At 67.2% G+C, this 23,543-nt stretch carries 25 protein-coding genes and 1 pseudogene; 16 read left to right on the top strand and 10 right to left on the bottom strand.

From position 1 onward, the window contains the following. Positions 1 to 3 precede the first annotated feature (3 nt). Positions 4 to 864, bottom strand: coding sequence for a carboxylesterase (locus ACAM57_RS31785; protein WP_184639069.1), 861 nt, complete (start codon positions 862 to 864; stop codon positions 4 to 6). A 137-nt stretch (positions 865 to 1,001) separates the two neighbouring features. On the opposite strand from ACAM57_RS31785, the gene ACAM57_RS31780 reads away from it, so the two are divergent. Together ACAM57_RS31780 and ACAM57_RS31775 are read left to right on the top strand one after the other, a co-directional pair. Further along, entirely contained in the window at positions 1,002 to 1,691 is a 690-nt protein-coding gene (locus ACAM57_RS31780; RefSeq protein ID WP_126020743.1) for a response regulator transcription factor, read from the top strand. Between the two features lie 41 nt (positions 1,692 to 1,732). Next, a complete protein-coding gene (locus tag ACAM57_RS31775; RefSeq protein WP_184639810.1) occupies positions 1,733 to 3,115 on the top strand; it encodes a sensor histidine kinase in 1,383 nt (460 codons plus the stop codon). A gap of 4 nt (positions 3,116 to 3,119) precedes the next feature. Here the strand turns inward: ACAM57_RS31775 and ACAM57_RS31770 are convergent, their stop codons facing one another. The 7 genes from ACAM57_RS31770 to gstA all read right to left on the bottom strand — a co-directional run bounded on the left by ACAM57_RS31770 (position 3,120) and on the right by gstA (position 9,467). Further along, positions 3,120 to 3,872, bottom strand: coding sequence for a VOC family protein (locus ACAM57_RS31770; RefSeq protein ID WP_126020741.1), 753 nt, complete (start codon positions 3,870 to 3,872; stop codon positions 3,120 to 3,122). Between the two features lie 112 nt (positions 3,873 to 3,984). Beyond that, on the bottom strand, positions 3,985 to 4,344 hold the full coding sequence (locus ACAM57_RS31765; protein WP_369660194.1) for a GNAT family N-acetyltransferase: 360 nt from the start codon (positions 4,342 to 4,344) through the stop codon (positions 3,985 to 3,987). Beyond that, positions 4,341 to 4,826, bottom strand: a complete 486-nt coding sequence (locus ACAM57_RS31760; RefSeq protein ID WP_126020737.1) for a RidA family protein — start codon at positions 4,824 to 4,826, stop codon at positions 4,341 to 4,343. The genes ACAM57_RS31765 and ACAM57_RS31760 overlap by 4 nt, the downstream gene beginning before the upstream one ends. Before the next feature lie 69 nt (positions 4,827 to 4,895). Further along, positions 4,896 to 5,999: an alkene reductase gene (locus ACAM57_RS31755; protein ID WP_369660193.1), complete on the bottom strand. Its 1,104-nt coding sequence runs from the start codon at positions 5,997 to 5,999 to the stop codon at positions 4,896 to 4,898. 85 nt (positions 6,000 to 6,084) lie between these two features. Next, entirely contained in the window at positions 6,085 to 7,914 is a 1,830-nt protein-coding gene (locus ACAM57_RS31750; RefSeq protein WP_369660192.1) for an acyclic terpene utilization AtuA family protein, read from the bottom strand. Continuing rightward, complete coding sequence (locus ACAM57_RS31745) at positions 7,911 to 8,693, bottom strand: enoyl-CoA hydratase/isomerase family protein (RefSeq protein WP_369660191.1); 783 nt, start codon at positions 8,691 to 8,693, stop codon at positions 7,911 to 7,913. The genes ACAM57_RS31750 and ACAM57_RS31745 overlap by 4 nt, the downstream gene beginning before the upstream one ends. 165 nt (positions 8,694 to 8,858) lie before the next feature. Then, on the bottom strand, positions 8,859 to 9,467 hold the full coding sequence (gene gstA / locus ACAM57_RS31740) for a glutathione transferase GstA (protein WP_184639061.1): 609 nt from the start codon (positions 9,465 to 9,467) through the stop codon (positions 8,859 to 8,861). A 185-nt stretch (positions 9,468 to 9,652) separates the two neighbouring features. Here gstA and ACAM57_RS31735 point away from each other — a divergent pair, with 185 nt between their 5' ends. The 9 genes from ACAM57_RS31735 to ACAM57_RS31695 all read left to right on the top strand — a co-directional run bounded on the left by ACAM57_RS31735 (position 9,653) and on the right by ACAM57_RS31695 (position 17,750). Further along, a complete protein-coding gene (locus ACAM57_RS31735; RefSeq protein WP_126020728.1) occupies positions 9,653 to 9,838 on the top strand; it encodes a DUF1328 family protein in 186 nt (61 codons plus the stop codon). Next, positions 9,838 to 10,725 carry a transglutaminase family protein gene (locus tag ACAM57_RS31730; protein WP_369660190.1) on the top strand — a complete coding sequence of 296 codons (888 nt, stop codon included), beginning with the start codon at positions 9,838 to 9,840 and terminating at the stop codon, positions 10,723 to 10,725. Before ACAM57_RS31735 ends, ACAM57_RS31730 begins: the two co-directional genes overlap by 1 nt. A gap of 175 nt (positions 10,726 to 10,900) precedes the next feature. Next, positions 10,901 to 12,844: a tRNA uridine-5-carboxymethylaminomethyl(34) synthesis enzyme MnmG gene (gene mnmG / locus ACAM57_RS31725; protein ID WP_369660189.1), complete on the top strand. Its 1,944-nt coding sequence runs from the start codon at positions 10,901 to 10,903 to the stop codon at positions 12,842 to 12,844. Then, positions 12,841 to 13,494 carry a 16S rRNA (guanine(527)-N(7))-methyltransferase RsmG gene (gene rsmG, locus ACAM57_RS31720; protein WP_369660188.1) on the top strand — a complete coding sequence of 218 codons (654 nt, stop codon included), beginning with the start codon at positions 12,841 to 12,843 and terminating at the stop codon, positions 13,492 to 13,494. The genes mnmG and rsmG overlap by 4 nt, the downstream gene beginning before the upstream one ends. Before the next feature lie 124 nt (positions 13,495 to 13,618). Continuing rightward, positions 13,619 to 14,233, top strand: coding sequence for a LysE family transporter (locus tag ACAM57_RS31715; RefSeq protein ID WP_369660187.1), 615 nt, complete (start codon positions 13,619 to 13,621; stop codon positions 14,231 to 14,233). A 22-nt stretch (positions 14,234 to 14,255) separates the two neighbouring features. Next, positions 14,256 to 15,176, top strand: a complete 921-nt coding sequence (locus ACAM57_RS31710) for a ParA family protein (RefSeq protein ID WP_369660186.1) — start codon at positions 14,256 to 14,258, stop codon at positions 15,174 to 15,176. 42 nt (positions 15,177 to 15,218) lie between these two features. After that, entirely contained in the window at positions 15,219 to 15,764 is a 546-nt protein-coding gene (locus tag ACAM57_RS31705; protein ID WP_369660185.1) for an RBBP9/YdeN family alpha/beta hydrolase, read from the top strand. Next, a complete protein-coding gene (locus ACAM57_RS31700; protein WP_184639049.1) occupies positions 15,764 to 16,735 on the top strand; it encodes a ParB/RepB/Spo0J family partition protein in 972 nt (323 codons plus the stop codon). The genes ACAM57_RS31705 and ACAM57_RS31700 overlap by 1 nt, the downstream gene beginning before the upstream one ends. A gap of 118 nt (positions 16,736 to 16,853) precedes the next feature. After that, on the top strand, positions 16,854 to 17,750 hold the full coding sequence (locus tag ACAM57_RS31695) for a CsgG/HfaB family protein (RefSeq protein ID WP_126020711.1): 897 nt from the start codon (positions 16,854 to 16,856) through the stop codon (positions 17,748 to 17,750). 80 nt (positions 17,751 to 17,830) lie between these two features. Here ACAM57_RS31695 and ACAM57_RS31690 read toward each other — a convergent pair whose 3' ends face one another. Continuing rightward, positions 17,831 to 19,255: an FAD-binding oxidoreductase gene (locus ACAM57_RS31690; RefSeq protein WP_369660184.1), complete on the bottom strand. Its 1,425-nt coding sequence runs from the start codon at positions 19,253 to 19,255 to the stop codon at positions 17,831 to 17,833. A 73-nt stretch (positions 19,256 to 19,328) separates the two neighbouring features. Here ACAM57_RS31690 and ACAM57_RS31685 point away from each other — a divergent pair, with 73 nt between their 5' ends. The 4 genes and pseudogenes from ACAM57_RS31685 to ACAM57_RS31670 all read left to right on the top strand — a co-directional run bounded on the left by ACAM57_RS31685 (position 19,329) and on the right by ACAM57_RS31670 (position 21,478). After that, on the top strand, positions 19,329 to 19,835 hold the full coding sequence (locus ACAM57_RS31685) for a DinB family protein (RefSeq protein ID WP_369660183.1): 507 nt from the start codon (positions 19,329 to 19,331) through the stop codon (positions 19,833 to 19,835). Positions 19,836 to 19,855: 20 nt separating this feature from the next. After that, entirely contained in the window at positions 19,856 to 20,455 is a 600-nt protein-coding gene (locus ACAM57_RS31680; protein ID WP_369660182.1) for a cob(I)yrinic acid a,c-diamide adenosyltransferase, read from the top strand. Next, positions 20,452 to 20,811 carry a hypothetical protein gene (locus ACAM57_RS31675; protein WP_369660181.1) on the top strand — a complete coding sequence of 120 codons (360 nt, stop codon included), beginning with the start codon at positions 20,452 to 20,454 and terminating at the stop codon, positions 20,809 to 20,811. The genes ACAM57_RS31680 and ACAM57_RS31675 overlap by 4 nt, the downstream gene beginning before the upstream one ends. 139 nt (positions 20,812 to 20,950) lie before the next feature. Further along, positions 20,951 to 21,478, top strand: a pseudogene (locus tag ACAM57_RS31670) (class IV adenylate cyclase). On the opposite strand, the gene ACAM57_RS31665 reads toward ACAM57_RS31670, so the two are convergent. Next, a complete protein-coding gene (locus ACAM57_RS31665) occupies positions 21,456 to 22,094 on the bottom strand; it encodes a GDSL-type esterase/lipase family protein (RefSeq protein WP_369660180.1) in 639 nt (212 codons plus the stop codon). The pseudogene ACAM57_RS31670 and the gene ACAM57_RS31665 overlap by 23 nt on opposite strands. A gap of 219 nt (positions 22,095 to 22,313) precedes the next feature. Between ACAM57_RS31665 and ACAM57_RS31660 the strand changes: the two genes are divergently transcribed. Then, positions 22,314 to 23,444, top strand: coding sequence for an ABC transporter substrate-binding protein (locus ACAM57_RS31660; RefSeq protein WP_369662502.1), 1,131 nt, complete (start codon positions 22,314 to 22,316; stop codon positions 23,442 to 23,444). Positions 23,445 to 23,543: the final 99 nt, after the last annotated feature.

Below are 23,543 nucleotides of genomic sequence, written 5' to 3'. Positions count from 1 at the left end.
TTGTCAGGCGTACAGCGGATGCTCGGGCATCGTGCCATGCGCCACCGCGTCGACGAATGACACTGTTTCGCTCACGACCTGTTGACGATCGTTGTCGATGGTGATCATGTGGTAGCTGTTGGCGACCACGACGGCACGGAACGCGCGGCAGCGCAGGCCGCGCGCGAGGATGCCCAGGTTGGCCACACTGGCCACCTCGTCCTGCTGGGCGTGCAGCGCCAGCACGTTGCCGCACTGCACGCCGTGCAGGTTGCGGCGCACATGGCGGATGAGCCTGTCGTGCTCGCGCAGGTGGCTCACGCCGATGACCGAGCTGCCTGCGCGCGAGATCTTGCGGTGGCGCAGCTCGCGCTCGATCCAGGCGCGCACGCGCTCGTTCTTCACGCCATAGGGCGGGCGCTCGCGGTATTGCCAGAGCCTGCCCAGCGGCGTGTAGAAGGCCAGCGGCAGCAGGAACTGCGTGCGCGGAATGGCCCAGCCGTCGAAGCGCAGCGTGGTCGACATGAGCACCAGCGCATCGACTTCGCTGCCGCAGCGGATGGCCGCGCCCAGTGCCAGCGAGGAGCCCGCCGAGATGCCGACCAGCATCACGCGGTCGTGCCGCTCGCGCAGCGACTTCACCTGTGCCTGAATCGCGTCGAGCCAGCGTTCGTACGGCGCCGCGCGCTGCATCGGCGCGCTGGCGTCGAACGAGTAACCCTCGATCGACAGCGGATGGACCGGATAGCCCCGGCTGCGCAGTGCGGACTGCACGGTCAGCAACTCGTCAGGCGTGCTGCATAAACCATGCAGCAGGACCACGGCGGTGCGCTGCACCTCCGGAGGAACCAGGCTCAGCAGATCGGAGGGTTCGCGCGCACTCATCGTGTGGCGCAGGCCATGAAAGTGGCCCGTGATTCATCGTGCTGTCGTATGCTCATGTTGCGTTTATCGCTTGGAGCGACTGACCGGCCGCTGACCCGTCGTTCGCAAGGCAGATTACCCCCAACCATTCAAAGACCATGCGAATTCTGCTTGTCGAAGACGACACCGTTCTGCGCGACGTGATGGTGCGCAGCCTTGCCGATGCAGGCCACCGTGTCGACGTTTCCACCAACGTGGAAGACGCCGATCACCTGTGGCGCGTGCAGCCCTTCGATGCGGTGCTGCTCGACCTCAACCTGCCCGCCACCGCGAGCCCGACCAGCGGCCTCGCGAGCGGCCTCACCGCGCTTCGGCAGGCACGCGCGCGCGGCGACCGCACGCCCGTGCTGGTGCTCACGGCGCGAGGGCGCACCGAGGAACGCATCGCCGGCCTCGACGCGGGTGCCGACGACTACCTCGGCAAGCCCTTCGACCTGGCGGAGGTCGAAGCGCGCCTTCGTGCACTGGTGCGCCGTGCCAAGGGCACGGAAGACATCGTGCTGCTGGGCCAGCTCAAGCTCGACCGCAAGGCACGCCGCTTCTCCACCGCGAGCGGGCCGCTCGACCTGCCCGCGCGCGAGTTCGAGGTGCTCTGGGAGCTCATGAGCCCGCCGGGCCGTACGGTGAGCAAGCGTGCGCTGTCCGACAAGCTGTCCAGCTTCGATGAGTCGCTCGGCGACAACGCGCTCGAGGCCTTCATCTCGCGCCTGCGCAAGAAGCTGCAGGGCACGGGCGCGAGCATCCGCACGCTGCGCGGCATCGGCTACCTGCTCGAAGCCGAGGTGTGATCGACGCCGGTCCGCGCGTGAACGGGCAGCAGCAACAGACCATCGCCGAATCGCAGCCGGCTGCGGTGCGCGCGCCTTCGCTCACGCAGCGCGTGCTGCGCAACGTGCTGGTGCCGCTGGCGCTCACGTGGATGGTGGGTGCGGTCATCGCGCTGGTCATCGCCAACTACTTCTCCGAACAGGCCTTCGACCGAGGCATGCTCGACGACGCCTATGCGCTGTCGGCCAACGTGCAGGCGGGCGAGCGCGGCATCGAGCTGATGCTCACGCCGCGCGAAGTGGCCACCGTGCTCTTCGACCAAGTCGACAAGGTGTACTTCGCGGTGCAGCGGCTCGACGGCTCGCTGATCTCCGGCCAGGCGGGCCTGCAGGCGCCGCTGCCGGTGGACGGCTCGCGCTACCGCTTCTCCGACGTGAACTACGAGGGCAGCACGCTGCGCGCGGTGGTGCTCGAGCATGACGCCGAGCCCGACATCAGCATGCCCTATCGCGTGATCATTGCGCAGACCACGCTGAGCCGCGCCGCGCTCGTGCGGCAGCTGCTGGGCTATGCGCTCGCGCCGCAGATCGTGCTGCTGATACTGCTCGCGATATGGCTCTGGTACGGCATCCGCAGCGACCTGCGGCCGCTGGGCGACCTGCAGCGCGCGCTCGACCGGCGCGACGTGCGCGACCTCTCTCCGGTGGCGGTGGCGCAGACTTCGCGCGAGATCCAGCGCCTGGGCAATGCGGTCAACTCGCTGTTCGAGCGCCTGGGCAACAGCGTGCAGGCGCAGCGCGAGTTCGTCGGCAACGTGGCGCATGAGCTGCGCACGCCGCTGGCGGGCATCCGCGCACTGGCCGAATACGGGCTGGCGCAGCAGGACACCCATGTGTGGCGCGAGCAGCTCGAGCGCGTGTCGGAGCGGCAGGCGCGCGCCAGCCACCTCATCGACCAGCTGCTGGCGCTCGCATTGGCCGAGGAGGCCCGCACCGAGCTCAAGCGCGTGCCTGTGCGGCTCGACGTGCTGGCCGAGCAGACGGTGCTTCGGCACCTGGGGCGTGCCGATGCGCGCGGCGTCGACCTGGGCGCGCGCGGCCTCGACGACGTCGTGGTGGTGCAGGCCAACGAGGCGCTGGTCGAGGGCATCCTCGACAACCTGATCGACAACGCGCTGCGCTATGGAGGCCGCACCATCACCGTAGAGCTCGCGGGCCACACGTTGAGCGTGATCGACGACGGGCCCGGCATTCCGCTCGAAGCCCAGCGCGCCTTGATGCAGCGGTGGGCGCAAGGCCCTGCAGGAGAGAAGCTGGGGCAAGGTTCCGGGCTGGGCCTGTCGATCGTCTCGCGCTATGCGGAGCTGCTGGGGGCCGAGCTGCGGCTCGAAGCGGCGGAGCCCACGGGCCTGCGGGTGAGCGTGGCGTTCGGTGAAGTCGCCTGAGCGCTCAGGCGAGCGGCGTGCCCTGGTGGAAGGCCATGCGCCAGCGGCCCGCGCGCCGCTTCCATAGCGAGCTGCGCAGGGAGTCGGCCGCCGGGCGCTGTGGAATGGCTTCCCGGTGCGCGCGGTAGGTGACCAGAGCCACATCGAGGGCCATGCGCAGCACGCGGAAGTCCGAGATCGTGCGTTCGGAGAAGGCTTCGTCGCGCAGCGCCTCGATGATGGCGGCGCGTGTCCATACAGTGCCCGAGACGCCGAGCTCGTGGAAGTCGTCGTCGAGCAGTTCTTCCAGCCGTGCAGCGCTCGCGCGCACCTCGCGCAGATGCAGCGCGCCTTCGAGCTCCAGCAGCAGCGCTTCGAGTTCCTTGCCCGGCGCGGCCTCGTAGAGTTCGAGCGGCAGCCCATCGGGATCGGCGAAGAAGGTGAAGCGCCGGCCGGTGTATTCGTCGATGCGCAAGGGCTCCACCGCAATGCCCTGCGCCGCGAGTTCGTCGGCGGCGGCTTGCACATCGTGCACTTCGAAGGACAGGTGCCGCAGTCCCTGTGCCTCGGGCCGGGTAGGCCGCGCGGGCGCGCCGGGGAAGGAGAAGAGCTCGATCTGCGAGCCGTCGGGCAGGGCGAGATCGAGCTTGTACGAATCGCGCGCGGCGCGGTAGTTCTCGGCCACCACGCGCAGGCCCAGCACCTCGGTGTAGAAGCGCTTCGACACCGCGTAGTCGGCGCAGATGATGGCGACGTGATGAATGCGTTCCAGCTGCATCGCAGAAGACCTCACTTCAACGGCTTGCGCATGAACACGCGGGTGCGCTGCGCGAGTGCGAGGCGCTTGTATTCGACGTAGCCGATGCGCTCGTAGAGCGCGCGGTTCTCGGTCATCTTCTCGTTGGTGAAGAGATGGATTGAGTCATGGCCCTGCCGCAGCGCCTCTGTTCCGCCAGTTCGAGCAACGCGTGGCCCACGCCCGTGCCCTGCTGCGCGGGGCGCACCGCGATCACGTCGATCAGGAAGCCCTCTTCGGTGATGTCGAGCACCAGCGCTGCGACGATGCGCTTCTCCTGTTGCGCCACCCAGACCTGCGCGTTCGCGATCGCCGCGCCATAGTCCTTCGTCATCGGAATGGGCGTGAGGCCGAGGCGCGGAATGTAGTGGCGAAAGGCTTCCACGGCGCATTCGGTGATGGCCGTGGCATCAGCAACATCGGCACGCCGCAGTGTCCAGGGCGTGGTGCTCATGCGTCGAACTCCACCTCGCCTTCGATCTCCACCGGAATGTTGAAAGGCAGCTCCGCCATGCCCACCGCGCTGCGCGAATGCGCTCCGATGTCGGGGCCGAAGACTTCGAGGATGAGATCGGAGAAGCCGTTGATGACGGCCGGCTGTTTGTCGAAGCCCGGTGCGCAGGCGACCATGCCGAACACGCGCGTCCATGCGGTGATGCGGTCCAGGTCGCCGAGGGCGCGCTGCAGGCTGCCCAGCATCGCGAGCGCGGTGAGCCGAGCGGCGGTGTAGCCCTGTTCGACGCTCAGCTCGCGGCCCAGCTTGCCCAGCGGCGCGGCGATGGTGCCGTCGGCATTGAGCGGGCCATGGCCCGAGATCAGTGCGCGCCGGCCGACGATGCGCACGAACCGGAATGGCAGCACGACGCCGGGAGGCGGCGTGACTGCGGGTGGCAATACGAGGCCTGAATCGGCCAGTCGTTGCGCGATGCGGGCCATGGCATTTCTCCTTCCTTGCTGGCGGCGGACGAACGGGTCCGCCGCATCTTGCCATGGCCGCTTCCGGCTTCAGGCCAGCGCCGGATAGTCCGTGTAGCCCTTGGCGCCGCCGCCGTACATGGTGGCCTTGTCGAGCGGATTCAGCGGCGCGTTCTCGCGCAGGCGGCGCACGAGGTCGGGGTTGGAGATGAAGGGCTTTCCGAAGGCCACGAGGTCGTCGCCTTCCTTCAACGCTTCCTCGGCCAGCGGCTTGTCGTAGCCGTTGTTGACCATCCATGCGCCCTTGCCGCCGGCTTCGCGGTACGCGGCCTTGAGGGCCTCGTAGTCGAAGGGGCGGTCCTCGATCTCGCGCGGGCCGCCGGTGGCGCCTTCGATGATGTGGATGTAGGCCAGGCCGAGCGTGGCGAGCTGCTTCACCACGTAGTTGAAGAGCGGCTGCGGGTTGCTGTCGTGCGCGTCGTTGGCGGGCGTGACGGGCGACAGGCGGATGCCGGTCTTGCCGCCGCCGACGGCGTCGACCACGGCGCGCGTGACCTCGAGCAGCAGGCGGGCGCGGTTCTCGATGCTGCCGCCGTAGTCGTCGGTGCGCTTGTTGCTGCCGTCCTTCAGGAACTGGTCTAGCAGGTAGCCGTTGGCGCCGTGGACTTCCACGCCGTCGAAGCCTGCGGTTTCCACGGCGCTGCGAGCGGCAACCGCGTAGGAGTGGACGATGCCCGGCAGTTCGCCGGCGTCCAGCGCGCGCGGCTCGGAGGTGTCGACGAAGGTGGGCACGCCGTCCTTGATGAGCACGGTCTTGGTCTTGGCGGTGATGGCCGAGGGGGCGACGGGCTTTCCGCCACCGGGTTGCAGTTCGTTGTGCGAGACGCGGCCCACGTGCCACAGCTGCACCACGATCTTGCCGCCCTTGGCGTGCACGGCTTCGGTCACGCGCTTCCAGCTGTCGAGTTGCTCGGTGCCGTAGAGGCCGGGCACGTCGGAGTAGCCCTGGCCCTGGTGGCTGATGGCGGTGGCTTCGGTGATGAGCAGGCCCGCGCTGGCGCGCTGCGCATAGTAGGTGGCGGCGATGTCGGGCGGAATGGCGTTCGGCGAGCGGTTGCGCGTGAGCGGCGCCATGACGATGCGGTTGGCGAGCTTCAGGTCGCCGGCCTGTACGGGGTCGAAAAGGGTGGACATCGTGCGATCGAAAGCAGAGTTGATATGGGGCGCAAGGCTAAGCGCGCCGCCTCAACCCTGCTGTCGCACGGTTGACGGATTGGTGCTAGGCGAGCAGTGCCAGCAGTGCCGGGCTCACGCGCACCGGCATGGCCAGCAGGATCTGGCCCATGCCCTTGCCGAGCGGATCGTTGCGCAGCGAGGCCATGCCGCCGCCGCCCAGCGCCTGCTCGCAGACGAAGTTGTAGGCGTCGATGCCGGGCACCTCGTAGCGCGTGATTTGCCCCTTGACGAGGTGCGCGAGCCAATCGGCCACGCGTGCTTCGGTGAGTTGATCGCTCAACAGCGGTAGCAGGGCAGGGTGACGTGCGATGACGCCGATGTTCGAGGTGTCGCCCTTGTCGCCGCTGCGGGCCCAGGCCAGGCGCAGCAGCGGTACTTCGATGCTGTCGGCATCGGAAGCGGTGATCTCCGTCTTGATGGCTCTGGCAGGCGAAGAGGTGGGCTTGGCCACCTCGGCTGGCGACGGGACTTGGGGGCGGGGAACATCGATGTGCTTTCCATCGATGACCACCGATGCCTCGACCAGTGATTTGTCGAGCAGGAACGCGTACTGACGGATCGATGGGGAAACCGAGGCGCGTCCGCCACCCGCGCCGGTGGTGCCCGGAGCCCACGATGTACCGGCCGGAGCGACCTCACGCGCGAACAGTTCCAGGGCTTCTTTGCGCGGGTGCGTCACCGCAAGCCGCAGCACCGCTTCGCGCGTCTGTGATGCGCGCGCGTGCGGTCCGTAGCAGGACTCCGCGCCCAGCACTTCGAGCTGCGTGCCGCTGTAGGGGCCAAGGCCATGCTGCGAGAAAAGCGCGCCGGTGCGCGCGAGGATGGCTTCGCCCGTTCGCTTCGCCTTGGCCACCGCGTCGAAGCCCACGATGGTGAGCCGCGCCGCCGTCTTGAAGCCGTCGACGTAGGTGGCGCTGACCTTGTAGCTCGCAGTCGGTGCATGGCCGCGAGCGCCGTGCACGCGCACGCGGTGCTCGCCGGCCTGCTCGATGCGCACCTGCGTGAAGTCGGCCACCACGTCGGGCAGCAGGTAGGCGGCGGGGTCGCCGATCTCGTAGAGCATCTGCTCGCCCACCACCGCGGGCGTGACCTTGCCGCCGGTGCCCGCGGGCTTGGTGACGACGAAGCTGCCGTCGGCGCTGCATTCGACGATGGGGTAACCGATGTTGGGCCAGTCGGGCACGGTGTCCCAGTCGGTGTGCAGGCCACCCGTGGCCTGGCATCCGCATTCGATGATGTGGCCGGCGAGGCTGCCTGCGGCGAGCAGGTCGAGATCGTCCGGCTGCCACTCGAATTCATGCATGAGCACGCCGAGCGTGACGGCCGAGTCGACACAGCGGCCGGTGATGACGACCTGCGCGCCCGCATCGAGCGCGGCCCTTATGGGCTGCGCGCCGAGGTAGGCGTTGGCGGTGAGCACGCGCTCGGGCAGCGCGGCGCCGCTCTGAAGTTCGCGCACCGGCGGTTGCGACTTGCGCAGCCCGGGCAGCAGCGGCGACACGTCGTCGCCGCTCACCACGGCGATCTTCAGCGCGATGCCCTGTTCGGCCGCGAGCGCGGCCAATGCATCGGCGCAGCCTTGCGGGTTGACGCCGCCCGCGTTGCTCACCACGCGGATGCCCTGTTCCACGACGTCTTTCAGCACGGCCTTCATCGCCACCGAGACGAAGTCGGTGGCGTAGCCGAGCTCCGGCTTCTTGAGCCGCGCGCCCGCGAGGATCGACATGGTGAGCTCGGCGAGGTAGTCGAACACGAGGTAGTCGATCCGGCCGCTGGCCACGAGCTGCGGCGCGCCCACGCTGCTGTCGCCCCAGAAGCCGGAGGCGCCGCCGATGCGGACGATGCGTTCGTCGATGTTGCCGCTGCCGCTCATCGTCCGCTCCACTGTGGCTTGCGCTTCTCGCGGAAGGCGAGCTGTCCTTCGGCCGCGTCCTCGGTGAGCGCGAACAGGCCGATCTGGCTTTCGGTGAAGGCCATCGATTCCTCGAAGGCCATGGCCTCGATCTTCTTCATGGTGTAGAGGCCGCGGCGGATGGCTGCGGGCGACTTGTCGAGCATGCGGCCGAGCAGCCAGTCGACGCTCTCGTCGACGTCGTCGCTCACGCGGTTGACGAGATTCAGTTCCAGCGCCTGTGCCGCGTCGATGGGCTCGCCGGTGATGCACATCTCGGCCAGCACGCGGCGCGGCAGCAGGCCGCCGAGCACGCTGAGCACCTGCGCGGGAAAGAGGCCGACCTTCACTTCGGGCAAGCCGAACACCGCGTGGCTGCTGGCCACCGCCATGTCGCACATCGCCATGAGGCCCATGCCGCCCGCCATGCAGGCGCCGTTGACGCGCGCGATCAGCGGCACGGTCGACTGCCGGGCCTGGCGGAAGAGGTTGGCGAAGCCCTGGTAGGGCGCGGCGTAGTCGAACTTGAAGGAGGTGCCGCTCTGCAGGTCGGCGCCCGCGCAGAAGGCACGTGTGCCCGCGCCGGTGATGACTACCGCGCGCACCGCGCTGTCGTTGTTGGCACGTGCGATGGCATCGCCCAGGCCGGCGAGTACGGCGCCGCTGATGGCGTTGCGGCGCTCCTCGCGCTCGATGGTGAGCCACATGACGGGCCCGCGCATCTCTTCGCGCAGTTCGGTGGACGGAGGTGTTTCGGGCATGGCGCGGGTCCTTGTGCTTCGGTGTCCGGAGGCGTTGTTCTCTACTGCCTCTAGCGTGGCCCGAAAAAAAAGCCGCATCGTGCGGCTTGTGGCTGAAGCGGTTCGGGTTTTCCCTGAAGGGTTCCGATCCGCTTGCTGCTTCTGAACGCTTTTGCGTGCTTCGGCTTACTTTAGAAGACCTTCGGCCTTCATCGCTTCCTGCACGGCGGGGCGGGCACCCACGCGGGCATGCCAGGCCAGCAGATTGGGGAAGTCGGAGATGTCCACGCCCGTGGGCTTGGTCCAGTTGGTCACGGTGAACAGGTAGCCGTCGGCCACGCTGAAGTGATCGCCCATCAGGTATTCCTTGCTGGCGAGTTCGCCGTCGAGCCACTGGAAGCGCGACTTGAGCTTGTCCTTGAAGATGGTCTTGGCTTCCTCGGGCATGTTCGGGTTGAACAGCGGGCTGAAGCCCTTGTGCACTTCGGTGCCGATGAAGGTCAGCCATTCCTGCAGGCGGTAGCGCTGCATGGTGCCGGCGGCCGGCGCCAGGTTCTTGGTGGGGGCGAGGTCGGCGATGTACTGGAGGATGGCCGGGCCTTCGCGCAGGCGGGTGCCGTCGTCGAGTTCGAGCATCGGCACGTAGCCCAGCGGGTTGATGCCGTAGTAGTCGGTGCCGTCCTGCAGCTTGTGGCTCTTGGTGCTGGCCAGAACCGGTTCGACGGCGATGCCCGCTTCATGCAGCGCGATGTGAGGGGAGAGCGAGCAGGCGCCGGGCGAGTAGTACAGCTTCATTCGAGAACTCCAGTGAATGTCGAGGTTGGTTGGATTCTTTGGGTAAACCGCAGCGGATGCTAGCGGGTTTGGAGGCGTCGCGTTTTTGTCCTACGGCCGCACGCGCGGGGCGACTATCGGGCTGGAAGACGGCGCTTCCTAAGCTGCGTTCCATAGCAGGCAGGGCCTGCTGCAAGGAGAAACGCATGTTGAAGTACGCCATCATTTTTGCAGTTATCTCGCTCGTGGCCGCGCTGCTCGGCTTCGGCGGCATCGCGGCGGGTGCGGCCGGCATCGCCAAGTTCCTGTTCGGCCTGTTCCTGGTGCTGGCGCTGCTGTTCGTGGTGCTGGCGGTGCTGGGCGTGGGCGCGGTGAAAAAAGCGATCGACTGATGCACCTCTCGCACATCGAGGCGCAGCTCGACTACGAAGTTGCCGCCCCGGCGCACATGCTCCTGAACATCGAAGCAGCGCGCTCGGGCATGCAGAGCGTGGTCGGGGAGGAACTGGTCGTGGAGCCGCCGACGCCTTTGCGGCTTTTCTGCGACGAGGGAAGCGGCAACCGCTTCGTCCGTTTCGATGCGAAGCCGGGGCCGCTGAAGATCGCCTACAAGGCCAGCGTGAGGCGCGCTCACGTGGTGGTGCCGAACGACCTGGCCGAGATGCCGGTGACCGAGGTGCCCGACGACGTGCTGCACTACATGATGCCGACGCGCTACTGCGAGTCGGACCTGATGTCGCGCTGTGCCCAGCAGCTCTTCGGCGACCTGCCGCCCGGCATCGGCCGGGTGCAGGCCATCGTCGACTGGATCCACGACAGCATCACCTACGAGCCGGGCAGCAGCGACTCGACCACTACCGCGCGCGAGGTGTTCGTGGAACGCGCGGGGGTGTGCCGCGACTTCGCGCACCTGGGCATCACCTTCTGCCGCGCGCTGAACATTCCGGCGCGGTTGGTGGTCGGCTACGTGTGGTTCGACGAGCCTCCGCAGGATTTCCATGCCGTGTTCGAGGCGTGGCTGGGCGGGCGCTGGGTGCTGTTCGATCCGACCCGCATGGCGCCGGTCGACCGGCTGGTGCGCGTGGGTACGGGGCGCGACGCGAAGGACGTGGCCTTCTGCACGATCTTCGGCGACGTGCGGATGACCGGGAAGAAGCTCGTCGTGCGCGAACTGCAGGACGAGAGCCTGCAGCCGTCGATGCCGCCTTCGCCCACCGGCGAGATGATGGGCATCGAGAAGCCGGTGCCTTTGGGACAGGTCGACGAAGCCGCGGCCTGACGGATTCATTTGCTATAAAAAATATAGCAAACTATCAAGCGACGGCCTTGGAAGCAGCCCTTAGGCGTCGCTCTCCAAGCTTATCCACACAAGGGACGCAAGAGGGTCGCGCCGATTAAAATTGGTGCCCCTTTTTGCGCCGCGCACGCGTCAGTTGTGCGCTCCCCATTTTCAAATGCTGTACCCCGAAGAATTCGACGTGATCGTCGTCGGCGGTGGCCATGCCGGCACCGAAGCCGCGCTCGCCGCTGCACGCATGGGCGCCAAGACGCTGCTGCTCTCCCACAACATCGAGACGCTGGGGCAGATGAGCTGCAACCCGTCGATCGGCGGCATTGGTAAGGGCCACCTGGTGAAGGAGGTCGACGCGCTCGGCGGTGCGATGGCGATCGCGACCGACGAGGCCGGCATCCAGTTCCGCATCCTCAATTCGAGCAAGGGCCCGGCCGTGCGAGCGACCCGCGCCCAGGCGGACCGCGTCCTGTACAAGGCGGCCATTCGCCGCAGGCTGGAGAACCAGCCGAACCTGAGCCTGTTCCAGCAGGCGGTCGACGACCTGATGGTGGAGGGCGATCGCGTGGTCGGCGCCGTCACGCAGGTCGGCATCGCTTTCCGTGCGCGGACCGTGGTGCTGACTGCGGGCACTTTCCTCGACGGGCGCATCCACGTCGGCCTCGATAACTACCAGGCCGGGCGCGCAGGCGATCCGCCGGCAGTCAGCCTTTCTGCGCGGCTCAAGGAACTGAAGCTGCCGCAGGGCCGGCTCAAGACCGGCACGCCGCCGCGGCTCGACGGGCGCAGCATCGATTTCTCCAAGTGCACCGAGCAGCCGGGCGACGGCATGCCCGGTGGGGCAGGGCCGATGCCGGTCTTCAGCTTCATGGGTCGCGCCGACATGCACCCGCAGCAGATGCCCTGCTGGATCACCCATACCAATGCGCGCACGCACGAGATCATCCGCTCGGGCTTCGACCGCAGCCCGATGTTCACCGGCAAGATCGACGGCGTGGGTCCGCGCTACTGCCCGAGCGTGGAGGACAAGATCAACCGCTTCGCCGACAAGGAAAGCCACCAGATCTTCCTCGAGCCCGAAGGGCTGACGACCAACGAGTACTACCCGAACGGAATCTCGACCAGCCTGCCCTTCGACATCCAGTACCAGCTCGTGCGCTCGATGCCCGGGCTGGAGAACGCTCACATCTTGCGGCCTGGCTATGCCATCGAATACGACTACTTCGATCCGCGCGAACTCAAGAGCAGTTTCGAGACACGCTCGGTCAAGGGACTGTTCTTTGCCGGGCAGATCAACGGCACGACCGGCTACGAAGAGGCGGCGGCTCAGGGTCTGTTCGCCGGCATCAACGCCGCGCTGCAATGCCGCGGCGAAGATGCTTGGCGGCCGCGCCGCGATGAAGCCTACCTGGGCGTGCTTGTTGATGACCTCATCACCAAGGGCGTGACCGAGCCATACCGCATGTTCACCAGCCGCGCCGAGTTCCGGCTGCAGCTGCGCGAGGACAACGCCGATATGCGCCTGACCGAAACCGGACGAAAGCTGGGCTTGGTGGACGACGAGCGCTGGGACGCCTTCAGCCGAAAGCGCGACGCTGTTTCACGTGAAACAGAACGCCTCAAGTCGATCTGGGTGAACCCGCGCAACCTGCCGGCTTCGGAGTCGGAGCGGGTGCTGGGCAAGGCCATCGATCACGAATACAACCTGGCCGATCTGCTGCGCCGGCCGGACGTGAGCTACGAAACGTTGATGACGCTCGATGGCGGCAAATACAGCGCCCAGGCTCCGCTGAGCGAGACCGAGATCGAGCAGATCGAGATCTCGGCCAAGTACTCCGGATACATCGAGCGCCAGCATGACGAAGTGGAGCGCGCGGCGCACTTCGAGAACCTGAAGCTCCCGGCCGATTTCGACTACAGCCAGGTCAAGGCGCTGAGCTTCGAGGTGCGACAGAAGCTCAACAAGCACCGGCCGGAAACGCTGGGACTGGCTTCGCGTATCTCCGGTGTGACGCCGGCCGCCATTTCCCTGCTGATGATTCATCTGCGAAAGGGCGGCCATAAGGCCTTTGCCCGCGACGCTGCAACAGAAGCTGCCGCCGAATGACGGCGCCGATCGACACGCTGCGCGCGGGCGCGGCCGACATGGGCGTGGCGCTGTCCGATTCCCAAGCCGAGCGGCTGCTGGCCTACGGCACGCTGATGCTCAAGTGGAACAAGGTCTATAACCTCACGGCACTGCGCGATCCGGCCAGCGTGCTGACGCACCACCTGCTCGACAGTCTCGCGGCGGTCGCGCCGCTGCGGCGCGAATGGGCAGGGAAGGGGAAGCTGCTGGATGTAGGTTCCGGTGGCGGCTTGCCTGGGGTGGTGATCGCGATCATGCGACCCGATCTTGAAGTGAGTTGCCTTGATGCGGTGGCCAAGAAGGCCGCCTTTGTCCAGCAGGTCGCAGCTGAACTGGAACTGCCGAACCTTCGCGGGCTGCATGCCCGGGTCGAATCGCTGGTCGGCTGCTATGAAATCATCAGCTCCCGCGCCTTCGCATCGCTGCCCGATTTCTTCAACGGCTCGATGAATCTGCTCGCACCCGGCGGTGTTTGGCTCGCCATGAAGGGCAAGGTACCGACCGACGAACTCGCTGTATTGCCCAAGGGCGTGTCTGTGTTTCACGTGGAACAACTGGCGGTTCCGGGCTTGGATGCCGAGCGCTGCATCGTCTGGGCACGCAAGGCTCCCGCCGAAATCGGCGCCTGATTCACGAAAAGGGGGGCGACACCGGTAAAAGCCGGTGTCCGAACGATCTTCGCGGCAGTGTGCTCGCTTAGACTCGATGCCTCCCTCTGGTCTCCTTCCCGGCTCGCTTTTTCGAGGCAAACCCATGTTCGGCATCGCTGACTACGGCGCATTCGTCGCCGCCATCATCCTGTTCCTCCTGATTCCCGGTCCGGGCAATCTGGCGCTGATCACCTCGACCAGCAAGGGCGGAATCCGCGGCGGTCTCGCCGCGACGGCCGGGGTGATCGTCGGCGACCAGTTCCTCCTCTGGGCAGCGGTGGCCGGCGTGTCGGCCGTCATGGCTGCCTACCCGGCTGCGTTCAAGGCAGTGCAATGGCTGGGTGCAGCCTATCTGGCCTGGATGGGCATCAAGATGCTGATGGCGAAGCCCGGCTCGGCCCCGATCCTCAACATCAAGCCCAGCCACTTCATGCGCCAGGCATTCACGATCACGCTGCTGAATCCGAAGGCGATCGTGTTCTACATGGCCTTCTTCCCGCTGTTCGTGGACCCGGCCCGGCATCAGGGCGTGATCACTTTCGGCGCGATGGCCGTGACCATCGCCGCGCTGACGTTCCTGTACGGCCTGACCTCGACCTTGCTTACGCACTTCCTGGCCGAGCGCATCCGCGCGAATCCCCGCATTTCCACCACGCTCGAAAAGCTTGCCGGCAGCTTCCTGATCGCCTTCGGCGTCAAGCTCGCAATCTCGCGCTGATCGATCGACCCCCGGTACTCACATGGCCAAGATTTTCTGCATCGCCAACCAGAAGGGCGGCGTCGGCAAGACCACCACCACCGTCAATCTCGCCGCCGGTCTGGCAAAGGTAGGCCAGCGCGTGTTGATGATCGACCTCGACCCGCAGGGCAATGCCACCATGGGTTCGGGCATCGACAAGCGCGAGCTGGAGTTGACGGTGTACGACGTGCTGCTCGAATCGGCCTCGGTGGCCGAGGCGCGGGTCAAGGCCGACAAGCTGGTGGAAGGCGGTTGCGGCTACGACGTGCTGGGCGCCAACCGCGAACTGGCGGGTGCCGAAGTCGAAATGGTCGCGCTGGACCGCCGCGAGAAGCGCCTGCGCACCGCGCTGGCAGCCGTCGGTGCCGAGTACGACTTCGTGCTGATCGACTGCCCGCCCAGCCTGAGCCTGCTGACGCTGAACGGGCTGTGCGCCGCCCACGGCGTGATCGTGCCGATGCAGTGCGAGTACTTCGCGCTCGAAGGCCTGACCGACCTGGTCAACACCATCAAGCAGGTGCATGCCAACCTCAACAAGAACCTGCAGATCATCGGCCTGCTGCGCGTGATGTTCGATCCGCGCATCACGCTGCAGCAGCAGGTGAGCGAGCAGCTCAAGTCCCACTTCGGCGACAAGGTGTTCGACACCGTCATCCCGCGTAACGTACGGCTGGCCGAAGCGCCGAGCTACGGGCTGCCCGGCGTGGTGTTCGACCCGGCCGCGCGCGGCAGCCGGGCCTTCATCGCCTTCGCGCAGGAGTTGGTCGACAAGATGCCGCCCGCGAGCGCCTTTGCCTCCGGCGCGGTGGCTCCGCCGATCGCACCGGTTGCGCGGATTACGCCGGACCTGCCGATTCCCGACGACGTCATGGCGCCGGCAGCCGCGCCGGCTACCGACTCGACAAGTGACAACAATGCCTGACGGCCGCATGCGACCCGCAGGGTGCTATCAAATCCGTAGCAAATGACAGAGCCTCGCATCCTGCTGCTGCCCGGTTGGCAGAACAGCGGCCCCGGTCATTGGCAGACCCGCTGGGAATCGGTCCATGGCGATCACCGCGTCGAGCAGCACGAGTGGATGCGCCCGCTGCGCGGCGACTGGTCCGCGCGGCTCGAAGAAGAAGTGCTGGCATCGCCCGGCCAGGTGGTCTTCGCGGCGCACAGCCTGGGCTGCATCCTCGTTGCCGCCTGGGCCGCGCATTCGCGCAACACGCACAAGGTGCGCGGCGCGCTGCTGGTCGCGCCCGGAGACGTGGAGAGCGACAATCTGCGCCAGCAGATTCCCGGCTGGGCGCCCATCGTGCGCAAGCCGTTGCCGTTCCCGGCGGTGCTGATCGCCGCCAACGACGACCCTTACTGCGAAGCTTCGCGCTCCCGCCAGCTTGCCGCCGACTGGGGCGCGCGCTTCGTCGATGCCGGCGCGGGCGGTCATCTGAATGCCGAATCGGGCCTGGGCGACTGGCCCGAGTGCCGGAAACTCCTGAACGAAATCTCGAAAGAAAAGAACTGATGGCGACCAAGAAACCCAAGGGACTGGGCCGCGGCCTCGAAGCGCTGCTGGGCCCGACGGCCGCCCCATCCGCCGACAACACAAGCGGCGGCAGTGGCAGCGCCAACGATGCGGAGGAGGGCGGCGCGCAACGCAACCCGAGCACGCTGATGCTCGACCAGATGGTCGCTGGCGTCTACCAGCCGCGCACGCGCATGGACGAGGGCGCGCTCTACGAGCTGGCCGAGAGCATCAAGGTGCAGGGCATCATGCAGCCGATCCTGGTGCGCCGGCTCGATCCCGAATCGGCCGCGGCCAAGAACGCCGAGTACGAAATCATCGCGGGCGAACGGCGCTTCCGTGCCGCGAAGCTCGCCGGCCTTGACAGCGTGCCAGTGCTGGTGCGCGACGTGCCCAACGAGGCCGCTGCGGCGATGTCGCTCATCGAGAACATCCAGCGCGAGGATCTCAATCCGCTCGAAGAGGCCCAAGGTTTGCAACGCCTGGTGACCGAGTTTGGGCTCACTCACGAGCAGGCCGCGCAAGCCGTGGGCCGCTCGCGCAGTGCGGCCAGCAACCTGCTGCGCCTGCTGAATCTGGCCGAGCCCGCGCAGCAGATGCTGATGGCCGGCGACATCGACATGGGCCATGCGCGCGCGTTGCTGTCGCTGGACCGCGGCACGCAGATCACGGCCGCCAACCAGATCGCGGCCAAGAAGATGTCGGTGCGCGAGGCCGAGTCGCTGGTGAAGAAGCTCGCGGCCGAGTTCACGCTCACGCCTTCGCGCCGCAGCAACGATGGCGAGAAGTCGCGCGACCTGCTGCGCGTGGAAGAAGAACTGGCCGACCTGCTCACGGCCGAGGTCGAGGTCCGCATCAAGAAGCGCACCAAGCGCGGCGGCCGCGTCGAGGAAAGCGGCGAGCTCGCGATCCACTTCGGCTCCATCGATGCGCTCAACGGACTGATCGAACGCATCCGCCGAACGGCCTAGTGTTGTGAATCGGGGCTCCGGCATTCGTTTGATTGATTCCTGCAATCCTTTGCGCGTATCCTCGACCGCTGGTTTTTCCAACCCCAGTTCTCTGAACAAACAGAGGGAGTAGTCCACCATGCAGCTCACCAGGTTTCCGCTCGCGGCCATCGCCGCCGGCGCACTTCTTCTCACCGGTTGCGCCACGACCGACATGCAAATGGGCAGCCAGTCGGCCAAGACCATGGCCACCGGCAGCGCGGCGGGTGGCGCCACCGACAACGCCAGCAGCCAGCTCGAGCGCTGCGAATCGCCGCTCGGCACCGTCTCCCTGATCGAGAACCAGAACGCGGGCTGGTACACCATCCTCACCGGCGAATACCGCCTGCCTCCCACTGCCAACCTGCTGCGCCTGCTGGTGCAGCAATCGAACTGCTTCATCGTGGTCGAACGCGGCGCTGCAGGCATGAATGCCATGACGCGCGAACGCGCGCTGATGCAGTCGGGCGAAATGCGCGGCGGCAGCAACTTCGGCCGCGGCCAGATGGTCGCTTCCGATTACGGCCTGTCGCCCGAAATCGTGTTCAGCAACAGCGACGCTGGCGGCGTCGGCGGCGCGCTCGGCGGCCTGGTGGGTGGCGGCCGTGGCCGTGCGCTCGCTGCCCTGGGCGGCAGCATGCAGACCAAGGAAGCCAGCGCGATGTTGACCCTGATCGACAACCGCTCGGGCGTGCAGGTTGCCGCTTCCGAAGGCAGCGCCTCCAAGACCGACTTCGGCGCCTTCGGTGCACTCGCTGGCCGCAGCGCGGGCGGCGGCCTCGGTGGCTACACCAACACCGCCCAGGGCAAGGTGATCGCCGCGGCCTTCATGGACGCCTTCAACCAGATGGTCCGCTCGCTGCGCAACTACAAGGCGCAGACCGTGCGCGGCCAGGGCCTCGGCGGCGGCGGCCGCCTGGGCGTGGACGGTGGTGCGGCGCCCTCGCAGACCTACGTGCCGGCAGAGAAGGCACCAGCCCGTCGCCGCAGCAACTGATCGATCGATCGGTCATCGCACAACAAAAAGCCCGGCGGCTCGCAAGAGCCCCGGGCTTTTTCGTTGAGTGCTGAGCGGAATCAGAGGCTGAAGATCTTCCCCGGATTCATGATGTTCTTCGGATCGAGCGCACGCTTGATCGTGCGCATCATGTCGATCGCGCCCGCGCCCGCCTCGTTCACCAGGAACTCCATCTTGTGCAGCCCCACGCCGTGCTCTCCGGTGCAGGTGCCTTCCAGGGCCAGCGCGCGGCTCACCAGCGCGTGGTTCAGCTCCTCGGCCTTCACGCGCTCCTCGGGGATGTTGGGGTCGAGCAGGTAGCCGAAGTGGAAGTTGCCGTCGCCCACGTGGCCGACGAGGAAGTAGGGGATGCCGCTGGCATCGGCCTCGGCCACCGAGTCGAGCAGGCAGTCGGCCAGGCGCGAGATCGGCACGCAGGTGTCGGTGGAGATGACGCGGCAGCCGGGACGCGACTGCACCGCCGCGAAGTAACTGTTGTGCCGCGCCGTCCACAGGCGCGTGCGCTCTTCCGGCGTGCTCGCCCATTCGAAGGCATTGCCGCCATGGCCGCTCGCGATTTCCTGCACCGTCTCGGCCTGCTCCTTCACGCCGGCGGGCGAGCCGTGGAACTCCATCAGCAGCATCGGTTCCTCGCGCAGGTTGAGCTTGGCGTAGGCGTTCACCATGCGCACCGTGTTCACGTCGATCAACTCCACGCGCGCGATCGGCACGCCGAGCTGGATGGTTTCGATGGTGGTGCGCACGGCGGCCTCGATGCTTGGGAACGAGCAGATCGCCGCGGACACCGCCTCGGGCAGCGGGTAGATGCGCAGCGTGATCTCGGTGACCACGCCCAGCGTGCCTTCGCTGCCCACCATGAGGCGCGTGAGGTCGTAGCCGGCCGACGACTTCTTCGCGCGCGTGCCCGTGCGAATGACTTCGCCTGCGGCCGTCACTACCTCGAGCGCCAGCACGTTCTCGCGCATCGTGCCGTAGCGCACCGCGTTCGTGCCGCTGGCGCGCGTGGCCGTCATGCCGCCGATGGAGGCGTCGGCGCCCGGGTCGATCGGGAAGAACAAGCCCGTGCTCTTGATCTCTTCATTGAGCTGCTTGCGCGTGACGCCGGGCTGCACCGTCACCGTGAGGTCGTCGGCATTCACCGACAGCACCTTGTTCATGCGCGAGACGTCGATGCTGATGCCGCCCTGCACCGCCAGCAGGTGGCCTTCGAGCGAGGAGCCCACGCCGAAGGGGATGACCGGCACGCTGTGCTCGCTCGCGAGCTTCACCGCGTCTGCAACATCCTGCGTGCTCTCGGCGAACACCACGGCGGAGGGAGGCGGCGCGTCGAAGGAAGACTCGTCGCGCCCGTGCTGCGTGCGCACCGCCATCGCCGTGGAACAGTTGGCGCCGAAGCGTGCCTTCAGCGCCTCGATCAGGCTCTCGGGCACGTCGCGCAGATGAAGCTCCGGCAGCAGGTGCGAGGTTTGGGTCGGGGCGTTCATCGGCTGTCTCCTGGCGGGGTGGGGGTGATCGGCCATTCTACGGAGCGAGCACCATAATGCGCTTCGGAAAAACATGAACCCCACCACACTCAGCGCCCTTGCGGCCTTCCCCTCGCAGCTGGAGGCCCACTACGCGGCCATTCCCTTCGCCTTCAGGCACTGGACGCCGCCTTCATGGGAAGGCGTGCCCAGCGAGGCCTTCACCGCCATCGAGCAGCTCTGCCATGTGCGCGACATCGAGATTGAGGGCTACCACGTGCGCTTCCGGCGCACGCTGGCCGAATCGCATCCCACGCTCGCATCCATCGACAGCGAGCCGCTGGCCATCGAGCGCAACTACGGAGCGGCCGATGCGGCGCAGGTGCTGGCCGATTTCCGCATGGCGCGCGCGCAGACGATGGAGATCATCTCCAGCCTGAGCGACGCGCAGCTCGCGCGCACGGCAGTGTTCGAAGGCTACGGCCCGCTCACGATGCGCAGCCTCATCCACTACCTCTGCAGCCACGACCAGCAGCATCTCGCGGGCCTTCAATGGCTGGCCGGCAAGATCGACGCGTCCACCGTCGTCGAGCGGCACTGAACGGAACGGAAGGAGCCTCCATGGGCAACCGGCTTTCCCAGATCGCCACCCGCACCGGCGACGACGGCACCACCGGCCTCGGCGACAACACGCGCGTGTCGAAGGACAACCTGCGCGTGCACGCGATGGGCGACGTGGACGAACTCAACTCGAACATCGGCGTGCTGCTGTGCGAGCCCATGCCCGAGCCCGTGCGGGAGCTGCTGGTCGATGTGCAGCACCAGCTCTTCAACCTTGGCGGAGAGCTGTCGATGCCGGGCTTCACGCTGCTGAAGTCCGAGGCCCTGCTGCAGCTGGACAACGCACTGGCCGAACACAACGCGGCGCTGCCGCGCCTGGCCGAATTCATCCTTCCCGCCGGCACACGCGCGGCCTCGCTCGCGCATGTGTGCCGCACGGTGGCGCGCAGGGCCGAGCGTGCCGTGGTGGCGCTGGGCGCCGCCGAGCAGCTCAACGACGCGCTGCGCCAATACCTCAACCGGCTCAGCGACCTGCTCTTCGTGCTCGCGCGCGTGCTCAACCGCATGGACGGCGGCGACGACGTCTACTGGAAGAGCGAGCGCATGGCGCGTGCTGCCGCTGTGGCAGCGGAAGACACAGACACCAAGGAGGCTCCATGAAACTTTCCTTCTCTCTCCACGCGCCGCTTGCCGTGGCGATGTCCGCCATGCTGTGCCTGCCCGGTCTCGCGCAGGCCCAGAGCGCCGACAACCCGCCGAAGGCGCAGCGCGCCCATACGCTCAAGTCGCCCTCGCGCGGCGGCAAGGTTGTGGGCAGCGTGCAGCGCGGCACCAACGCCGCCGGCCGCGGCATCGACCGCGCCGACGCGGCTACGCGGCGCGGCGTCAACAACGTGTCGGAAAAGGCCAGCCGGCCCGTGCGCCGGGTGGGCGAGGCCTTCGGGCGCAAGCTCTCGCCAGGATCGAGCGGACGTGCTGCACCGCCGTCCGTGGGCCCGCAAGGCAGCGCGCCCTGATCCTTGGAGCCGCTGCTCGGCGTGATCGATGAGCGCAGCGCTCATGCGACCGGCATGAGCAGAGCGTCCATATGCGAATGGCGCCGGGTGCTACCCGGTGTCATTCGCACGCATCCCGGAACATCTCTCCAAGGAACACATGGCACGAAATGTAGAGATCAAGGCCCGCATCGACAGCATTGACCGGGTCGCAGCCATCGCCGCGACACTGGCCGACAAGGGCCCCATCGAGATCGCGCAGGACGACACCTTCTTCCGCTGCACCGACGGCGCCGACCGCCTCAAGCTGCGCACCTTCGCGCCCGACCGCGCGGAGCTGATCTTCTATCGCCGCGCCAACAGCAGCGGTCCGAAGGAATCGTTCTACCTGATCACGCCCTGCGCCACGCCCGATGTGCTGCGCGAATCGCTCACGCTCGCCTGGGGCTAGGCGGGCCGGGTGCGCAAGCAGCGCCGGCTGTTCGTCGCGGGCCGCACGCGCATCCACCTCGATCGCGTGGAAGGGCTTGGCGAATTCCTCGAGCTCGAAGTGGTGTTGGAGGAGGGCGAGTCGGCCGAGGCCGGCATCGCCGAGGCGCATGCACTCATGGCGCAACTGGGCGTGCGCACCGATCAGCTGGTGCAGGGCGCCTACCTCGACCTGCTCAACGCCAGCCAGCGGACTTGAGCTGATCCGCCAGGAGCTGCGCGACCTTCTCGTAGCCTCGCGCATTCGCATGGATGCGGTCGGAGCGCAGCGACGAATCCGAGAGCACGCTCGAATACACGTTCGCGACCAGCAGCGCCTGCTGTGCCTTCGCCACCTCTTCGTAGAACGGCGCATCGCTGAGCGACCCCACCGCCGCGCGCATCGCGTCGGGCGCGGGCGTCGCCAGCACGGCCACGTAGGGCGTGTGCGCGCGCGCCTGGGTGACGAGCTCCACGAGGTTGTCGCGCGTGGATGCGGCCGACACGCCACGCAGCATGTCGTTGCCGCCGATGCCGATCAGGATCGCGTCGTAGCTCGCGCCGCCCAGCAGACCTGGCAGGCGCTGCAGCGCGCCCGCCGAGGTGTCGCCGTTGACGCCCGCGTTCTCTACCTGCCAACCGGTCAGCTCGCCCAGCTTCATGGGCCATGAGGCCTCTGGCGGCGCGCCGTAGCCGAAGGTCAGGCTGTCGCCCAGGGCCAGCACGTGGGCTCCTGACTTCAGCGCCGCCGTCGAGGGCTTGCGCCTGCCGCATGCCGCCATGAGGCTCGCAGCGGATACGCCCGCCAGCAGATGGAGAAGGTGTCGTCGCTTCATGTGGCGCGCAGCTTAAACGCAGCCCGAAGCCGCGCGAGTGCTTGTCCCTTTGCTCGGAAAGCGCATAAGCCTCCCCGTTTTTGTTCGTTCCCCGGTGTGGAGCGCGGGCGAAGAATGACTGGCTCCCCGCACCTCTCCCATCCATCACCGGACCCGAACGACACCATGCCGCTGCTCTTGAACCGCCACCGCTTCCTGCGTCATGTGACCGCACTCTCCATGGCCCTGCTGGCCGCGCCTTTTGCCGCATTGGCCGCACCCGCCACCGGTGAGCCGGTGTGGTTCGGCGCGAGCGGGCCCGTCACCGGACAGAACGCGCAGTACGGCGCGCAGTGGAAGGCCGGCTTCGACCTCGCGCTGGAGCACATCAACGCGCAGGGCGGCATCCACGGCCGTCCGCTGGCCTACAACTTCGAAGACAGCCAGAGCGACCCGCGCCAGTCGGTGGCCATCGCGCAGAAGCTGGTGAACGACAAGCGCGTGCTAATCGAGCTCGGCGACTTCTCCAGCCCGGCCTCGATGGCCGCATCGCCGATCTACCAGCGCGCGGGCTTGGTGCAGCTGGGCTTCACCAACTCGCACCCCGACTTCACCAGGGGCGGCGACTACATCTGGAGCCCCTCCATCAGCCAGGCCGACGCGCAGCCACTGCTGGCCGAGCTCGCGGTGAAAACGCTGGGCTTCAAGCGCATCGCCGTGCTGTATCTGAACACCGACTGGGGCCGCACCAGCAAGGACGTGCTCGTGAAGGCCGCGCAGGAGCGCGGCGCGCAGGTCGCCATTGCCGAGGGCTACCAGCCCGACGAAAAAGACTTCCGATCGACGCTGGTGCGCGTGCGCGACGCCAACCCCGACGGGCTGGTGCTCATCTCCTACTACCCCGACGGCGCGCTCATCGCGGGCCAGGTGCGCAGCGTGGGGCTGAAGCAGCCCATCGCCGCGGTGGGCTCGGTGTATTCGCCCAAGTTCATCGAGCTCGGCGGCGCGGCGGTGAACGGCATCTACACCAACACCGCCTTCTATCCCGACGAGCCGCGCGCCGAGGTGCAGGACTTCGTGAAGAGCTTCCGCGCCAAGTACGGCAAGGAGCCCGACGCCTTCAACGCCTACGCCTACGACGCGGTGGTGTACGCAGCCGCCGCGCTGCGCCAGGCCGGCCCCAATGCCGACCGCAAGGCGGTGCGCGATGCGTTCTACAAGATCAAGGACGTGCCCAGCGTGATCTTCGGCAAGGCCAGCTTCGATGCGCAGACGCGGCGGATCATCGGCGTGAAGAGCGTCAACCTCGTCGTGAAGGACGGCAGGTGGGCGCAGCTGGACGAGAGGGCGGCGGTGGCTGCATCGAAATGAGCAGTCTCGCGCGTCGTTCCCTCTCCCGCTTGCGGGAGAGGGCCAGGGTGAGGGCAGGGGCCTTCGCAAAACAGCAGTACCTCGCATCGGCCGCTGCAC

This window comes from Variovorax sp. V15 (genome assembly GCF_041154425.1).
Classification (GTDB): Bacteria; Pseudomonadota; Gammaproteobacteria; order Burkholderiales; family Burkholderiaceae_C; genus Variovorax; species Variovorax guangxiensis.
This window is presented reverse-complemented; position numbering and strand designations above follow the sequence as displayed.

Coding starts and splice junctions, on each gene's coding strand:
- ACAM57_RS31765 (WP_369660194.1), bottom strand. CDS start 4,344: ATGAGCACCACGCCCTGGACACTGCGGCGTGCCGATGTTGCTGATGCC.
- ACAM57_RS31660 (WP_369662502.1), top strand. CDS start 22,314: ATGGCCCTGCTGGCCGCGCCTTTTGCCGCATTGGCCGCACCCGCCACC.
- ACAM57_RS31745 (WP_369660191.1), bottom strand. CDS start 8,693: ATGCCCGAAACACCTCCGTCCACCGAACTGCGCGAAGAGATGCGCGGG.
- ACAM57_RS31785 (WP_184639069.1), bottom strand. CDS start 864: ATGAGTGCGCGCGAACCCTCCGATCTGCTGAGCCTGGTTCCTCCGGAG.
- ACAM57_RS31760 (WP_126020737.1), bottom strand. CDS start 4,826: ATGGCCCGCATCGCGCAACGACTGGCCGATTCAGGCCTCGTATTGCCA.
- ACAM57_RS31690 (WP_369660184.1), bottom strand. CDS start 19,255: ATGAACGCCCCGACCCAAACCTCGCACCTGCTGCCGGAGCTTCATCTG.
- ACAM57_RS31755 (WP_369660193.1), bottom strand. CDS start 5,999: ATGTCCACCCTTTTCGACCCCGTACAGGCCGGCGACCTGAAGCTCGCC.
- ACAM57_RS31695 (WP_126020711.1), top strand. CDS start 16,854: ATGCAGCTCACCAGGTTTCCGCTCGCGGCCATCGCCGCCGGCGCACTT.
- ACAM57_RS31715 (WP_369660187.1), top strand. CDS start 13,619: ATGTTCGGCATCGCTGACTACGGCGCATTCGTCGCCGCCATCATCCTG.
- gstA (WP_184639061.1), bottom strand. CDS start 9,467: ATGAAGCTGTACTACTCGCCCGGCGCCTGCTCGCTCTCCCCTCACATC.
- ACAM57_RS31665 (WP_369660180.1), bottom strand. CDS start 22,094: ATGAAGCGACGACACCTTCTCCATCTGCTGGCGGGCGTATCCGCTGCG.
- ACAM57_RS31780 (WP_126020743.1), top strand. CDS start 1,002: ATGCGAATTCTGCTTGTCGAAGACGACACCGTTCTGCGCGACGTGATG.
- ACAM57_RS31705 (WP_369660185.1), top strand. CDS start 15,219: ATGACAGAGCCTCGCATCCTGCTGCTGCCCGGTTGGCAGAACAGCGGC.
- ACAM57_RS31700 (WP_184639049.1), top strand. CDS start 15,764: ATGGCGACCAAGAAACCCAAGGGACTGGGCCGCGGCCTCGAAGCGCTG.
- ACAM57_RS31680 (WP_369660182.1), top strand. CDS start 19,856: ATGGGCAACCGGCTTTCCCAGATCGCCACCCGCACCGGCGACGACGGC.
- ACAM57_RS31730 (WP_369660190.1), top strand. CDS start 9,838: ATGCACCTCTCGCACATCGAGGCGCAGCTCGACTACGAAGTTGCCGCC.
- ACAM57_RS31750 (WP_369660192.1), bottom strand. CDS start 7,914: ATGAGCGGCAGCGGCAACATCGACGAACGCATCGTCCGCATCGGCGGC.
- ACAM57_RS31710 (WP_369660186.1), top strand. CDS start 14,256: ATGGCCAAGATTTTCTGCATCGCCAACCAGAAGGGCGGCGTCGGCAAG.
- ACAM57_RS31735 (WP_126020728.1), top strand. CDS start 9,653: ATGTTGAAGTACGCCATCATTTTTGCAGTTATCTCGCTCGTGGCCGCG.
- ACAM57_RS31770 (WP_126020741.1), bottom strand. CDS start 3,872: ATGCAGCTGGAACGCATTCATCACGTCGCCATCATCTGCGCCGACTAC.
- rsmG (WP_369660188.1), top strand. CDS start 12,841: ATGACGGCGCCGATCGACACGCTGCGCGCGGGCGCGGCCGACATGGGC.
- mnmG (WP_369660189.1), top strand. CDS start 10,901: ATGCTGTACCCCGAAGAATTCGACGTGATCGTCGTCGGCGGTGGCCAT.
- ACAM57_RS31685 (WP_369660183.1), top strand. CDS start 19,329: ATGAACCCCACCACACTCAGCGCCCTTGCGGCCTTCCCCTCGCAGCTG.
- ACAM57_RS31675 (WP_369660181.1), top strand. CDS start 20,452: ATGAAACTTTCCTTCTCTCTCCACGCGCCGCTTGCCGTGGCGATGTCC.